This window comes from Gilvimarinus sp. F26214L (assembly GCF_054401055.1).
Genome location: NZ_JBTIYG010000007.1, coordinates 192,398 through 207,092, shown reverse-complemented (window position 1 = coordinate 207,092; position 14,695 = coordinate 192,398). Strand labels below are relative to the sequence as shown.

The following is a 14,695-nucleotide window of genomic DNA, read 5'->3' as shown; positions in this document are numbered from 1 at the left end:
GCTACCTTGGTGCTGATATGGTGTATGGCGGATTGATCTGCCTCGGAACTACGTGGGGTCCTGGGCCGCTCGGAAGATCGACCCCCAACGTCTCTTCGACTCCCATATTCATAATTCTTCTAGTGATATTCATAAATATCAATTTGTTAGCCGGAGTCATATTCGACCAAACGCTAGGCGCAGATCTCAGAACGCCGATGCCGACTAGGTTAATAGATGTAGCGGCAACTGACGAAAGGGACGCATCCAGGTGGGCGTTGTAGGCCGCTGTACCTGGTGAACCTGGGTCTATATTTGCAGCATGGAGGAGGCAGTTGGTATTACCGCATTCGCTTAGGGGGTTCAAATAGTTCGCCGCTCTAGGTCGGTCCTTAACGAGACTGTCTGCGAAATCTGAAAGCCATTCGTCGAGCGGGAAAGATCCCGGTTGTATACCTAGAATCTCTCTTACTTGGGACTTTATTCCCCCATTGGTGCCATAAAAAGACCGCGAAACGACACTACCATATCCATGTCCTCCCGCACCACCGGACCCTGGCCGCGGACCTTCGCCGGCGCTTAAAGCGCCTTCCCAATCTATGCCGGACAAGAGGTCGAAGAAATCTGATACATCCCACCAAATAACGATGGGCCCAGGCGCGCAGTATCCCCCACACCATGCTGCATCTGCGTAAGATTCGCCACCCAAGTCATAGTAGGTAAAACAATCGCTGAGCTGGAGGCAAGGCGGTCGGGGCTCGCGGGGAGAGTCGGGGTTGAATTCGTAGGTCCTACCGGCCGCAAACCCGCTGGGGTCAGCAAATGATAGCGGTGAATTGAAGACGTATGCATACCGATTATAGCTCTGGCTGTAGGTTGGCGCTTGAACTATAGGATCCGCACTGATGAATCTACCCAAAGTCGGGTCAAAGATTCGCCCGTTCATGTGAATCAGCCCGGTTCTATCCAAATGTTCGTGACCGGTAAATCCGCGCCTGGTCGTCAGGCCCTGACCCTCCAGAAGCTCCTCAAGTTCGCTTTCGCTGAGCTCGCCAGTCCAATGAGCGTTTCTCCGGTTTCCGTGAGGATCGAAAGCGGTAGCGAGTATTACAGCTCCCGTTTCATCTGTGACCTTCTCGACAGAACCCAAGTGGTCACGATGCACGTACTCAAGGACCGTGTTGCTAATCCCCAAGTGATCCGTCGTAGTGACCTGGAGAATGTTCTCGTCAATTCGAGTCTTGTGTATCCTCTGGTAATCCGGGTCGTTGGCGGGCAACACGTCTTCATATTTGCCAATAATAAAGGCCTTTTCTGTTACGAGTTGCTGTGCTTGCTCGTCCCACCAACTACTTTCCCGGTAGTAGCGTTGCCCGTTCGGGCCGTAGCGGAAGCGATCCCGCGCGGTCGGGGTGGCCGTACCCTGGGCATCACCGAGGACAATCTCTTCCGGCAATTGTCGAGGGCTCCAGCTGATCCACTTGTCATCTCCAGTAGCGGCGTCATAGCGGGTGACAGCACCATTTGCGTCATAGTAAAGGGTGTTGGCAATGCCGTCGATCGTCACCTGGCTTATTGCGTGGGGGCCCGCATTGCCGTTTTGGCCGTACTGGTAGCCTGTAACCTCGGTGCCTCCGGGCTGGCTGCTGGTTTTGCTCAGGATGTTGCCCAGGGTGTCATAGAGTGTGCTCAAGGTCTGGCCACTGCTGCCGTCCACCAGGGTTTCGGCCTCCACGAGGCGCCTCAGGCTATCGTAGGTAAAGCGCTCCTCTTTCTGAACCCCTCCCGCTTGGGCCAGCCGGCTTTCCAGAATTCCATCGCTGCGCCAACGGTAATGATTATCCTGAACGCTGCCATTCCCGGTATTGATGGATTCCAGTCGCCCGGTGTTCGGATCATACTGACGGGTGGTAATCACACCGTTCCCATAGACTTCTTCCACAGCGTGGCCGAAGGCATTCATATCGTTGAACGTCTTCAACGGGTTGACGCCGTCGGTGATCTGCAGCAGATAGCCCTGCCCCGTGTATTGGTAATGGACCTCGTTAGCTGCGGGGTAGACCACCTTGTTCAAGCGTCCATGGCCGTCGTAGCCATAGCTGTGGCTGTAGTTGCGAGCACCAGCTCCAACATCGATTGCGGTATCAACGCGATTCAGTTTCCCAGTATCGGTATAGCCGTAGCTTTCCGCAAAGCCGGTAATCCCGCTCTCCGTATAACTTCGACTTGCGAGACTGCCGAGGCCATTAGCCGGATCATAGGTCCACTGCGCCACACCCGCTTCATCGATCTGCTGCAGCAGGCGGCCCAGTTTGTCGTAGCCGTAACTGGTCGACTGGCCCATATTGTCCATCTGACCTATCACCTGTCCCAGCGCGTTATAGCTGTTGGTCACGGTGCCTACGTTGGGCCCTGTCATACTGATCCGGTTGCCGGCATCGTCATACGTAAAACTGGATCGAGTGGACTCATCACTATTGATGACGACAGACTGTAACAACCCGCTGCCGTCATAGGCATAGATTGTCGCCACCTCGTTGATGCTGCCTGCAGCATCAACGGCTTTGACCAAATCGCCACCAAGATTGTAGAACTCATGCCGAACTTGAGTATCCACCATGGCGCCGCTGCTATCGAGCACATCCTCGGTCACGGCCACCTGTAGCTGGTGGCTGGCCGGCACCGGAATATAGTCTGTTCGCGCCTCGCTGCCGTCCGGACGCAAGACCTTGGTGAGTCGATTACGGATATCGTATTCGTAGCTCGTGAGAGGCTTTTTCTCGCCGGGGTAGAAGGGGGCAACCTCGAGATAGAGCCGACCAAGCGGGTCGTAATTGAACTCCTGCCTGGACACCCGTACCCCGTCGAAAGCGGCCGTGTCTTGTTGGATGAGACGACCCAACAGATCGTAGTAGCGATCCACAGTGGGAGAGATTGCCGATCTCGTGGTCACTTTATAAGCAGCCAACATACTCCCGTAAACCGGACAGCTACCCGCCAGACATTGAGTATACTCGGTTTGAAATTGAACGCCGTCCGCGTTGACACGCTCGGCTTCGCGGCCAAATGGATCGTATTCGGCATCCGTCACGCGGTTATTGGCATCAATAACACGAGTCGCAAACCCGAAGCGGCCATCGTAGGAGACACTGATTGACTGCCCAAGCGCGTTAGTGATGGTGCCCGGGTAGCGGCCGTCGATAAAGCCAGCCGCCGTTACACTGCGACTTTCGATGTTGGCACCGCTGGTGGCCTCGCTGATTACATTGCCCTTTTGGTCATAGTCATAATCGATTGCGAGTTCCAGATCTTGATGTCCGGGGAAGCGCGTCAAGCTCGCAAGTTTGTTTGTATCACCATAAGGAGAAGACACTGCGCTGCGAACACGGTCCGGAGTACCGGAAACATCTCCCGAGTAATCCCTTGATTCCTCACTTTCCACAAATCCGACTAACCAGCTGCCCCCGGTACGATTCAGAATTGTGGTGATCTTCTGGTGGCTGCGCTCGATACCGCTAACGTTGGCGATTGGAACTTCACCCCAGAAGCTCTGCTCCGTGGAAAAACTGGCATAGCGTGCAATCTTTTGTGTATCCACCAACCCATCTGTAAGTTCGCCAACAGTGTCGTAGTTTCCTTTGACATGGTCTCGGGTCTGGAGGCGGTAGCCAAGCGGCTGGTTTCCTTCGATGATGGTCTCAGTGCGTTGCTCCAGAACGGACTGGTAGGTGGTCCCAGCGCCGGCCGAGAACGTAAGCTCTTTCAAGCGAGACTGCCGCTCGCTCAGCTGCTGGGCCGCTGCCTCATAGCTGCTTTGGAACTGTAGCTGTCGTGCGATTTTGCCAAAGTGTGGAAAATCCTGGCGGAATTGGCGGTAGGTGACGATGTCGGATTGCAGGTCGTGAATCTTCTGCGCATAGAACCCAAGGAAACCCCAGTTATTTGTACTGATCAGGCCGACTCCCTGGTAGAAGTAGGCAGTCTTGTGCCAGCCGTCGGATGTACCGTTGGACCTATGAACCTCTCCAACAACAGTGCGGTAGTCTCCGTCTTCCGGTCGAGCTCTTTTGCATTGGAAGGAATAATCCCTTCGTCAAACGGGCGCTCGAAGAAAAGCCCGTCACTGGACCCTTCTCTGATCATTGTGTGATAGAAACGGGTCGCCTTACCCAGTCCATCGACAACTTCGCCTATACCCGTATTGATATCTATCGGGTTGGCGCTGCCCGGCTCAAACCAGCTGAAGTTCAACGGATTCAGACACTGGGCGCCATAACCGAATTGATCATAACCGCACAGTTGGACCTGCTGCAGGCGTCTATAATGGTCGACCTCAGAGTCAGCCGGTGCCTCTTCTGTGATAAGCCGGTATTCCCGCAGTGGTTTGTCATCCAGCGATACGTTGATATGGTGAAGAAGTACAAGCTGCTCCTGATCAATCTCTCCCGGATCCAGCGGCTGGGGCGGTGCATCGTCCCTGGTACCGTATGCAAATTCAATCTTTGCGTCGCCACCGTTTCCATAGACGATATTCAGGGGGTAGTTGATCCCTTGCACAGTATCTCTGTGGTAAGAATACTCGATGGTATTACCGAAGGCGTCAGTGACCTTGTTCAAGCTCCAGCCAAAATATGGGGAGTCCTCCACCCTTAGGCGACTGTCTTGAGTGTAGCCATACTGACTGACTCGACCATCCGGAGAGGAAACCTGGAACCAAATCTTACCATCCGTCTCCTTGAGCTCTACAAGGTTGAAGCTTTCTCGCAATGTGCGATAAAGCGAACCGGCTGCCCAATTATCTCCAGAAACAAGAACGAGTGGCTCACCATTGAGGCAGAGGGAGTCGCTATCATCCATCCTGATAAAGTCTTCGCTCGGGCGGTTCTTGACGCATCTGCGGATTTCGCCCAGCCCCGCTAAACGCCATCCGTAGCCAAGAATATCTTCGGGCAGCACCTCATTATTTCTCTCCCTGTAGCGCGCACCTGAGTATTCGATCGAAAGGTTGGGAACAAGGCCGTTCAAGCCGGGGGCCACTTTAACCGGAATGGAAACCTGTGCATCGCCTTGGTTGCTTACGCCTGCATTGTAATCCATCGTGCCGGGCACGTCGGCGATCGCCAGGCCCACTGCGGGCGCAATCCCCTCCAGGTTGTGGACATCGATCCAATCCCCTACCTTCCAGCCGGAACACGCGTCGGCGTTACAAGCGCGAACTCGGTAGCGGTACTTGCCTTCGACCCTGCCGCGTACAAGGTACTGAGTATCCTGACCTGAGAGCACAGTGCTCCAACAGTCGGTTTCGCATTGAGGGTCCGCATCTCCCTTTGTCTGCTGTTGAAGCTCGTACGAGGTTACGACACCGTTTGGTCGGGACCACTCGACATCGTAATCACCGAAATCACTTTCAAGCGGATAACCCGTAAACTCTGGCTCGCCCGGTTCGACCAGTGGAGTGTTTACCTGTACCACTTTTTGGTGTTCTGTTGGGGTCCAGGAGCCACAGCCCTGCGCGTTGCACGCTCTGGCGCGGAATCGAAATTCTCCAGCTGTTCCCTCCTCGATAAGCACCGGCATTCTAGTATTGGTGCCAAGATCGCTGCTACCGCATATAGCAAAGTCAAAGGCAGAGCCATCGATACTGCACTGAAGCTCATAACGGGTTACCGGGTCAAATGTACCAGAGACCGCGGACCAGGCCACCTCAAAACTCCCGCTTTGTTCCTCGCCGTCGGCAGGTTGCGTGAAATTGTCCACGGCGTCTGGCCTGCGATTTACCGTGACCGTGGATGATGTTCGCCAACCGCTATATTGTACGTGGGTACCGCCTTTGGCATAGGCCCGTACGCGGTATTTATAGGTACCGTTTGTTAACGCTCCTGAAGCGGGAACGGAAATAGAACGGGTGCTTGTACTGGCCGCTGAGTAAATTCGGCTCCAGTCTGAGGAGGTACTGCAGGCTCCCTTGCACTGATACACCTGATATCCGGTAACCGCAGGCGTGGCGCTGGAGGCCCCCCAATTCACCGTGAATTTTCCTTCTCGGTCGGTGTCACCTCCATCGGTAACGTCGCTTAGTCCAATGCTGGGAGGGGTATTTGGTGCGATGGCAAGGTTTACCCGTTTTTCAGCTGTATAGGCACTGCACCCGGCGAAGTTACAGGCTCGCACCCTGAAATCCCAGGCTCCGGTAGTGAGTGAGGAAACAGTAACCGATGTTCCGCTCGTCTTGGTTGGAGAAGACCAGTTTCCATTATCTTTCTGCCTGTACAGCTCATATATATTCACCAGACCCGATGCGGCAGACCACGAAACAGCCACCGAGCTCGACCCGCTAGTCGCTGGGGCACTTATCGAACCAGGTTTCCCTGGAGCTGGAACGTTGACGTAAACATTCGCACTGGCAACCTTTACGTGGCTGATGTCGAATCCACCGCAGCAGCGCGCGTCCAGCCACAATTCAAAGGTATAGGTCCCATTAGCGCTCGGTGTGAAAGTTCCCGAATGATTGCCCGTCCTCACTCCAGTCCGGAACGTCCCCCTGGCAGCCCCAGTGTATTTAACGTACCAGCGGACCAAGTTGGGATCTTGATGTATATTCCAACTCAGGTTGAACGCCCCATTCGCTGAGGATGGCACGCTGGTAAAGCTGTGTGAAAGGGCTGCTTCTGAGAAAAGGAGGAGAACAAGTGAAGGAGTCTGGATGGCTAATCGCATGGCGAGCTCCGTTTGTTATTTTTGTATCCCTAGTCCGAATTGTTATTGCTCCATACAATGCTGTCACGATTGAACAGCTTGTATTTTTTCCAATCTGATCGCTGGGCATCATATTCGCAAAACCGAAGGGGTGACTTCTCCCTATTTTCTGGTTAAATCGGCAGGAATGCTGCTCCAGGTCGCACTGCCTCAAGAGCTGGAACGGGATCGACTCACACGTTTTCGTAGACTGATGAACAATGATTGAACGATGGGTTCGATTTGACGGCGGCATCGGCTGGCAAGCGGGACACGCAGTGTTCAACTGCTCTTACGGCAACCCGAATATGTAGACTTTCCTACAACTGGCCGACTGCGAATCAACACCAAGGAGAACAAAAATGCCCGAAACACAAGGAATCAACCATCTGGGCTTGGCGGTAAAGGACCTGGAAGCGACCAAGTCCTTCTTTATCGAGGCCCTCGGGTGGGAGGAATCCGGGTACGATGAGTCCTACCCCCGAACGGCCGTGTCCGATGGCAAGGTACGACTCACCCTCTGGCAGGTTGATTCCGCGCTCCCGGTGGAAGAGTTTCATCGGCGCAAGAACATTGGGCTGCACCACCTGGCACTCGAGGTTCAGTCTGAGCAGCAACTGAACCGTGTGTGTGAGCGGGTCAAACTCCATCCTGGTGTTGAGATCGAGTTTCCACCGGAACTCGTCGGAAACGGCCCAAGGAAGCACATGATGTGCTACGAGCCCGGTGGAATCAGGATCGAGTTTATCTGGAGTGGTGTCTAGGGAAATGACACAGATTTATTGCCAGCTACTCAGTATATGGAACAACCCATCCTCCAGGGGCTCGTAGCTGTACTGTAAAAGATCGGTCACATCCCAATTTCCGTCCAGATCCGTGTCTTCACGATCTCTCTCGGTCAGTAGGTTTCCGTTCTGGTCGTAGCTCCGCTCCTGCATATAGCGACTCGCCAGAGCACCTTCATTTATCTCTTCCCGGAACTCTTCTATCACCCTTCCGTTGTCATCGAAAACGAACGTGCTGGTGCTTACGGTATCAAAATTTGTGTCGGCATCATTATCAAATTTGGAAACTATTTTTTCGGGCAGACCGTTATCGCCATAGGTGATTTCTCGCAGTTCCTGTTCATCAAATACGCCGTTGGCGTTGCTGTCATGGCCGTAATGATACCTGACTAGCCTTCCGCCGGGCACTTGGCTGTAATCATAGGTGTATGTTTCCACCTTCGTGGATTCTGGACTTCCGTCATCATCCGGGTCGTACGAGATTCTCACCTCCAGGATATTTCCTGCATCATCATAGCTGCGGGTGGCCGTGGTTACTTGGCTCGAAGTCCAGGAATCATAAAATTCCGTGTACACTTGTTCCACTTCCCGACCTTCACTGTCGTATCGGTAGATGGTGGTTTTGGTTCCCTCGAACGTTCCGTCATTGGCGTTATCGACCTTTTCCTCACGGGCGAGTAACAGACCGGTATCAGGGTCGTAGGAGTAGCTTGTTTCTGTTCGGCTTTTTGGCGTATCAGTACCCGTGGTGCCCGATTGCGAATGAGCCGCTGTAACAAGGCCACGCTCGTTGTAATCCCACTGATCCACGCTCCAGGTCGCGGTGTTTCTTGACTCCCGGTAGCTGCGGTTTCCCTCCTCGTTCCACTGCTGGGTGATGATTGAGATTGACTCCGGTATACCATCTGCGTCCTGGTCAGTTTCCCGTCGGGTTTCAACGGTGCGCCCAAAGTCATCGTAGATCATCGTCGAGACGACGACTTCATTTGTAGTGCCATCGTCATCGTTGTCCCGGCGGCGCTCTTCCTTCACCAAGCGTCCTCTGGCATCAAAGCTGTACTGGACGACATTATTGTAATTGCCTGTGTCGCCGGTATCCGTACTCACCGACTCCCTCAGACCAAGTGCATTGTAAACGTACACCTCGCGGCTCTCGACACTTCCATCTTCATCGTCATCCGTGACGAGCTCCGATAGAGCATGAGCGGGTACGGTGATGGAAAGCTGCTCATACAGGTAAGGCAGGGCCGCAGTAGCGTAACCCCTGTACCAGGGCCCGGTTCCGGCTCTGAGATCGGAAAATTCGTCGGTTTCGTAAAAATAGTAGAAGTGCTCGTCAAAGCTCAGGGAGGCGTTGGCCAGCGTCTGGTTCCACGCACTCACCTCCAGGCCGTTGCCGGGATCCCCGTCCTTGTCCAGCAGAAGAAGAAAAAATGTAATGTTAGAAGCCCGGTCAAAGTCAGTCACCGCTACGCTCTCCACATAATTGCGAACAACCAGTTCGGTATCGGGAGGTGACATACCGAAGAAGTCGAATGGAGTGATCTGCTTCGCACCCGGCGCGGCCCCCAGTACTATGCCACCCACTGAAAACGTGATGGTTTCACCTGGCTCGTACTGAAACTCGCCACGTTCGTTGGTCACACCGGAATGGCTGGTTGATTCATATTGGAGACCCTTTATGGGGCCGGGCAGGAATGTCCCTGTCTCTGTTTGCAGCTTCGAGTCCGCCGCCGCATCCCTGATAACACTGCTTCCTCCGCTTCCGCCGCAGGCATTCAGCAAGGATGCTGTTATCAGAACAGCCAGGCAAAGAGTTGATTGGAAGGTGGTTTGTATGAGCCGTTTCATTGAATGTTTCCTTTTCCCTGTATCAGCCAACAGGCTGTTTTAACGTGCTACGCCCTTGTCGTGTTTCCCATTGGTGAATTACCCCTCACCAGAATTCTGCGAAAGCAATGGCAGCCTACGGCGAAATAGCGCTCGGTAAGATGATCTCAATATGAAGAGTGGTACGTCGGTGGGCTCTTAATCAGCGTCACAGCATCACCGCCAACAACTTTGAAGCAGCAGTGAGGCGCAGTGGAGCTCTGGCACGAGAATAGGATTTACTGACTCGAATATCAACGGGAAGGTGCGAGTGGGGAAGTCTTTGCGACAAAGTTAACGCTTTCGTCTGATCAAATTGTAGGGGTTCCTGGCGATTATTGGCTGAGATGCGAATGACGCAGAAACAGGGGCACACGCATTGTGCCAACGTGTTAAAGAGCGGTGAACTCGTGCATCCGCTGACCGAACAAGCCGACTTGGTCTCGACGTGAGCATCTTGTGGGTTAAAACGCCGCATCTGCCCTTTCGGCTGCGCGTAGCCATTGATGCATTGGCAGAGTCGCTGCCAAAATTCATGGCCGATTAGAGGGAATCGCGATTATGCTGTCCAGCAGCTTACTCATCAGGTTGAGCCGAGCGCGGAGTCTGCTCGACATTGTGAACGAGTCCGCGCCCCCGGTTGAAGAGGTGGCGGCGGACATCGGAATGTCGACGTACCACTTCATTCGGCTTTACAAAACAGTGTTCGGGGAGACCCCTCATCAGCACCGAATCCGTGCCCGGTTAACCAAAGCCAAACATCTGCTGATGGCGAGCGAATTTTCCGTGACGGAGGTGTGCCTGGCCGTGGGATATACCAGTATGGGAAGCTTCAGCGAGCTCTTTGTACGCCGCTTCGCTGTAACCCCGAGCGACTACCGGCGGCGATTCCGCCCGATGGTAACCGCGGGCACCCCAAAGCAACTGATGCCTTGCTGTTTTTCGCTAATGGGCGGAGCGCCGAAATAAAGACCGCAATTTTCAAGAAGAAGGGTTGCTTCACCGCCCGGTAAACTGCCGGCCACATTCTTAAAAGCCACTCGCCAGCCCGACGGAGGCTCCATGCGAATCAAACTCAACAGTATTTTTGTCGACGATCAGGACAAAGCGCTGCAGTTCTACACCGAAATTCTCGGATTCATCAAAAGCAAGGAAATCCAGGCCGGGGAGTTCAGGTGGCTCACCGTGGTTTCCCCCGAAGGCCCCCAGGATGTGGAGCTTGTGCTGGAGCCGAATGCCAACCCCGCCGCAAAAACATTCCAGCAATCCCTGTTTGAGCAGGGTATCCCGCTGACGGCCTTTGAAGTTGATGATGTAAAGGCCGAGTACGAACGGCTCAAGGATCTGGGGGTAAGGTTCACCATGGAGCCCACCGACATGGGCGAGGTGACGATTGCGATTTTTGCCGATACCTGCGGCAATCTGATCCAGCTGTATCAGCCGCGATGAGCTGGCACCTGTTCCGGTAAAAATAAGCACCGGAACAGGGCCCCAAAGGCGTCAGTCGATTCGTCCCTCGTGAATCAGGTCCGTCAGGCGCCGGTGCCAATCGATATCCCGCCACATCCCTACAAATTGCGGGCCGCAGAAATGGCTTGTGGACAAGCCGATCCAGCGTCCGGTTTTTACAGCCTCCTCTACGCCGAATGCGCACAACTCCTTGACCCAACCCCAGTCGAGAAGCGCCCCGTCCCTGTAGGCCACCAAAGCCCACCCTTCGGTGGTAATCAGGGGTTCGTCGGCCTGCCGTGACCACTCCGCCAGCAGGTTAATCCCCCTCTTCAGGCACTGCTTCCAGTGGTCGGGTTCTGCCCGGTAAAGGCTTTCGGCATTGCGCGCCAGAATCTCGTACATTTTAGGGTTGAAGCTCGCGTCGCCGAGGTCGAAGCCCATTCGTTGATCGAAGTCGCTGACCTCCGTTTGCGACATCCAGATATGAGGCTCGAGCAGATCCATGAATGAAACATCCTGCTCCCGCCAGTTAAGATATTCCGCAGTGTAGGAAAAGCAGTATCCAAGACCGGGATGCGCCTGCCGCAGTATGGCAATGGAGTCCTTCATCCAGCGCGTGACATCGGGCCGGGTGCGCGACGGCCCCACACCTTCCGGGCCCGATCCGAGCCGCAGAAAAGGTGCCCACAACGGTGCCGGCCATTCGTTACAGAGGTCCACCCACAGAATATTGTCGAGCAGCCCTGCACTCGCGATGGAGTCCAGCGTGCGTGTCCAGATACGAGCCAGGTCTTCGGGGGAGGCGATTCGCATCCGCAAGTCGTCACTGTCCTGCCGGAACCAGCTTGAGAGCGCGACTTTGACGCCCCGCTCCGCACACAAGCCGATAAATTCGTTCAGTGCGGGCTGCACCCGGACTCTGGTCAGCCCCGGGCTTCCCCAGTCGTGCTGATTCCAGACCGGCAGCAATTCCCATTCACGGCCCGGATCGGCGTCGATGAGGTGGGGATAGGGGTCGATACGCACCGCGTCGTAGCCCCGCTCCTTCAGCTCGTCCAGTACCTTGCCCCAGTCCTCATAGCCCGCGCCTGGCCAGCGGCGCTCCAACCAGGAGAAATCCCACATCGCAATCGCCAACGGGTGGGTCAGTCCGGATTTCAGCATCTTCAAACTCCTTCAATAGATGAACATGAAGCCGCTACTATTGCCCATTGATCTCGCGCTGGGAAACGAGTAGTTTTCGAAAGATTGTTAAAGAGAGTTTGAAGATCCATGCAGCGAATGCTCCCAGGAACCCGCGCACTCCGAACCTTCGAAGCGGCCGGGCGTTACCTGAACTTTACCCGCGCGGCCGAGGAGTTGGGCCTGACGCCGGCGGCCGTGAGCTACCAGATCAAGGAGATCGAGGAGCAACTCGAGGTCGTCCTGTTCACCCGCTCCAGCCGCCGCATTCAACTCACTGCAGCCGGTGCGATGCTGCTCGAAGCAACCAGTGAGGCCTTGGAGAAGCTTCACCGGGCGGCCAGCCGCGCCCGCAAAATGGCCCGGGGCACCGCCCACCTGCGCCTCTCGGTCGGGGCGAGGTTTGCGGCCCACTGGCTTTTGCCGCGTTTGTCGCGCTTCCGCGAAACCAACCCGGATCTGGAACTCACATTCGACGTTACGGATCGAGTGCGGGATTTCGAGATCGACGATGTCGACGCCGCCATCCGCTTTGGCAGCGGGCGCTATGCCGGCGCACTCTCGGATCGGTTATTCGATACGGTCATTGTTCCGGTGTGCAGCCCGAAGCTTCTCGAATCCAGCCCGCCTCTGAATGAACCCGGAGACTTGCTCCACCACACCCTGTGCCATGTGGATTGCCAGACCGAGGGGATGATCTGGCCAAACTGGCCCACCTGGATGGCCGCGGCCGGCATCGACAATTTTGACGATAGGCGGTGCCTGTCCTTTACGGACTCGAGCCACGTGGTCCAGGCCGTAAGCGACGGCAACGCGATCGGCCTGGTTGAACTGGCGATGATCGAGAACGAACTGGCTCAGGGGCGATTGGTGCGGCTGTTCGATATCCACGTCAGCCCAGCCGACGAATACGCCTACCACCTGGTCTACCCGGAGAGCAGCCGCCACAATCCCGGCCTGCAGGCACTTCGCAGGTGGATCTTGAATGAGGTGTTGCGCCCACTAAACCCTTGAAACCGGATGTAAACCCATGTCACCAACGCTTCACTACAGACGCGCGACCAACCAGGACGTGGCCACCCTGCGCCACATTATTTACCCCACACTGAAGGAATACGGCCTCGAGCCGGACCCGGATTCCACCGATGCGGATGTGGAGGATGTTGAGGGGCACTATGGCGGACCGGGCGGTTACTTCTGCATCCTGGAGGCAGACGGCCAGCCCATCGCCACCGGTGGCATCAGGCCCATGACCGCAAACCGCTGCGAACTGCGCAAGATGTACATGCTCAAGGAGGCGCGGGGCAAGGGCTACGGCAAACAGTTACTTCGACATCTCTTGGAGGAAGCCGGGCGCATGGGTTACAAGGAGGTGATGCTGGAGACCGCCTCGGTTCTCACGGAAGCGATTGCCCTGTATCGGGCCTTCGGCTTCCGGGATGCGAACGACCTGCTGGAAACCGCGCGCTGCGACCAGGCGATGGTACTTTCATTGGAAAACGAGCGGTAAATCCCGACGCACCGGACCGGGCTCCGATGGTAGCCAGAACAATAATACTGATGTGTGTCGATTGGGGAGACCATCGCGCGACTAGTGAAGAGCAAGGCGACGGGACAAATGAATGACCGCGTCGCCGTACTGACCGGAGCTGGGCAATACTCGTCCGGCTCCACACCTAAAGCGCATATGGCACTGCACCAGGAGACGTATCATGGCAAACGAGACGGGCACGGTTCGGCTACACAGGGTGTTGCGAGCGCCGGCCGAGCGGATTTACAAGGCGTTTACGGACAAGAGCGCCCTGGAACGCTGGCTTCCGCCTTACGGCTTTACGGGCACCATTCACGAAATGGACGCCCGGGTGGGCGGCGGATACCGGATGTCGTTTTCGAACTTCGGCACGGGAAACAGCCATTCGTTTACCGCCGAATACCTTGAACTGAGCAAGGGACGTATTCGGCACGTGGATCGTTTCGACGACGAGGCGCTGCCCGGCGACATCCTTGTTACGATCGATCTCAAGCCGGTCTCCTGCGGTACGGATCTCCGCATCGTTCAGGAGAACATTCCCTCAGTGATTCCCGAGGAAATGTGCTACCTGGGTTGGCAGGATTCACTCGAGCAGCTTGCAAAACTGGTGGAGCCGGAGATTCCGGACAACTAAGACAAGGCAGACGCGATCGGCGCTCGAACAAAAACACCGGCTGGCCATCGCCTCGCACGTTCAGGCGCTGGCATGCCGCGTCTACAAAAGTTTGCGCCATCGGCGCCGGTCCTGCCTAGCGGGGCCGGTGCTGTGTGCCCTCGCCGGCTGTGATAAACAGCACCGTTGCCTCCTCTTCCACGTCGGCGGTATGCCATACGCCCGGCTCGTTGATGGCATATTGCCCGGGACCAAGTTCAACGGTGGCGACGGTGCCGTCCTTACTCTCCTGGTGCAGTCTAACGCGCCCCGCAACGCACAACACCACTTCACTGCCGCTGGGGTGCATTTCCCACATCTGCCACGGTTCGGCAAAGGTGTGCATGGCCACGAGGCGCCCCTCCGCACCGTCGGCCGCGTGGCGTGCGCTGTAGTCCTCGTACCACTCCATGGCACCGGTGAATCTGGGCTCTGGTTCGGCGCTCGCTCCCAGCCCCAGGTGGATCGGGTGTTCATTTATGTCGTGTTTCATACTGGCCTCCGTCGAAA

General features: G+C 55.7%; 11 protein-coding genes. 6 read left to right on the top strand and 5 right to left on the bottom strand.

The window, feature by feature from the left end; genetic code table 11:
• Window position 1 precedes the first annotated feature (1 nt).
• Both ACURWW_RS10185 and ACURWW_RS10180 read right to left on the bottom strand, forming a co-directional pair.
• The gene (locus ACURWW_RS10185) at window positions 2-3,745 is read right to left on the bottom strand and encodes an RHS repeat domain-containing protein (protein WP_445617158.1); all 3,744 of its coding nucleotides are present in this window, start codon (window positions 3,743-3,745) and stop codon (window positions 2-4) included.
• Window positions 3,746-3,930: 185 nt separating this feature from the next.
• A complete protein-coding gene (locus ACURWW_RS10180) occupies window positions 3,931-5,736 on the bottom strand; it encodes a SpvB/TcaC N-terminal domain-containing protein (protein ID WP_445617157.1) in 1,806 nt (601 codons plus the stop codon).
• Between the two features lie 1,340 nt (window positions 5,737-7,076).
• Here ACURWW_RS10180 and ACURWW_RS10175 point away from each other — a divergent pair.
• The gene (locus ACURWW_RS10175) at window positions 7,077-7,478 is read left to right on the top strand and encodes a VOC family protein (RefSeq protein ID WP_445617156.1); all 402 of its coding nucleotides are present in this window, start codon (window positions 7,077-7,079) and stop codon (window positions 7,476-7,478) included.
• A 15-nt stretch (window positions 7,479-7,493) separates the two neighbouring features.
• On the opposite strand, the gene ACURWW_RS10170 is transcribed toward ACURWW_RS10175, so the two are convergent.
• Entirely contained in the window at window positions 7,494-9,350 is a 1,857-nt protein-coding gene (locus tag ACURWW_RS10170; protein ID WP_445617155.1) for a hypothetical protein, read from the bottom strand.
• Window positions 9,351-9,929: 579 nt separating this feature from the next.
• On the opposite strand from ACURWW_RS10170, the gene ACURWW_RS10165 reads away from it, so the two are divergent.
• Both ACURWW_RS10165 and ACURWW_RS10160 read left to right on the top strand, forming a co-directional pair.
• Entirely contained in the window at window positions 9,930-10,337 is a 408-nt protein-coding gene (locus ACURWW_RS10165) for a helix-turn-helix domain-containing protein (protein ID WP_445617154.1), read from the top strand.
• 93 nt (window positions 10,338-10,430) lie between these two features.
• Complete coding sequence (locus ACURWW_RS10160) at window positions 10,431-10,817, top strand: VOC family protein (RefSeq protein WP_445617153.1); 387 nt, start codon at window positions 10,431-10,433, stop codon at window positions 10,815-10,817.
• Window positions 10,818-10,868: 51 nt separating this feature from the next.
• Here the strand turns inward: ACURWW_RS10160 and ACURWW_RS10155 are convergent, their stop codons facing one another.
• The gene (locus ACURWW_RS10155) at window positions 10,869-11,984 is read right to left on the bottom strand and encodes a cellulase-like family protein (protein WP_445617152.1); all 1,116 of its coding nucleotides are present in this window, start codon (window positions 11,982-11,984) and stop codon (window positions 10,869-10,871) included.
• A gap of 108 nt (window positions 11,985-12,092) precedes the next feature.
• On the opposite strand from ACURWW_RS10155, the gene gcvA reads away from it, so the two are divergent.
• The 3 genes from gcvA (at window position 12,093) to ACURWW_RS10140 (ending at window position 14,167) form a co-directional block, all read left to right on the top strand.
• Window positions 12,093-13,016 (top strand): transcriptional regulator GcvA, encoded by a 924-nt coding sequence (gene gcvA, locus ACURWW_RS10150; protein WP_458618483.1) that lies wholly within the window; start codon window positions 12,093-12,095, stop codon window positions 13,014-13,016.
• Between the two features lie 16 nt (window positions 13,017-13,032).
• Window positions 13,033-13,512 carry a GNAT family N-acetyltransferase gene (locus ACURWW_RS10145; protein ID WP_445617150.1) on the top strand — a complete coding sequence of 160 codons (480 nt, stop codon included), beginning with the start codon at window positions 13,033-13,035 and terminating at the stop codon, window positions 13,510-13,512.
• Between the two features lie 202 nt (window positions 13,513-13,714).
• Complete coding sequence (locus ACURWW_RS10140; RefSeq protein ID WP_445617149.1) at window positions 13,715-14,167, top strand: SRPBCC family protein; 453 nt, start codon at window positions 13,715-13,717, stop codon at window positions 14,165-14,167.
• Window positions 14,168-14,282: 115 nt separating this feature from the next.
• On the opposite strand, the gene ACURWW_RS10135 is transcribed toward ACURWW_RS10140, so the two are convergent.
• Window positions 14,283-14,678 carry a hypothetical protein gene (locus tag ACURWW_RS10135; RefSeq protein ID WP_445617148.1) on the bottom strand — a complete coding sequence of 132 codons (396 nt, stop codon included), beginning with the start codon at window positions 14,676-14,678 and terminating at the stop codon, window positions 14,283-14,285.
• Between the last annotated feature and the right edge of the window lie 17 nt (window positions 14,679-14,695).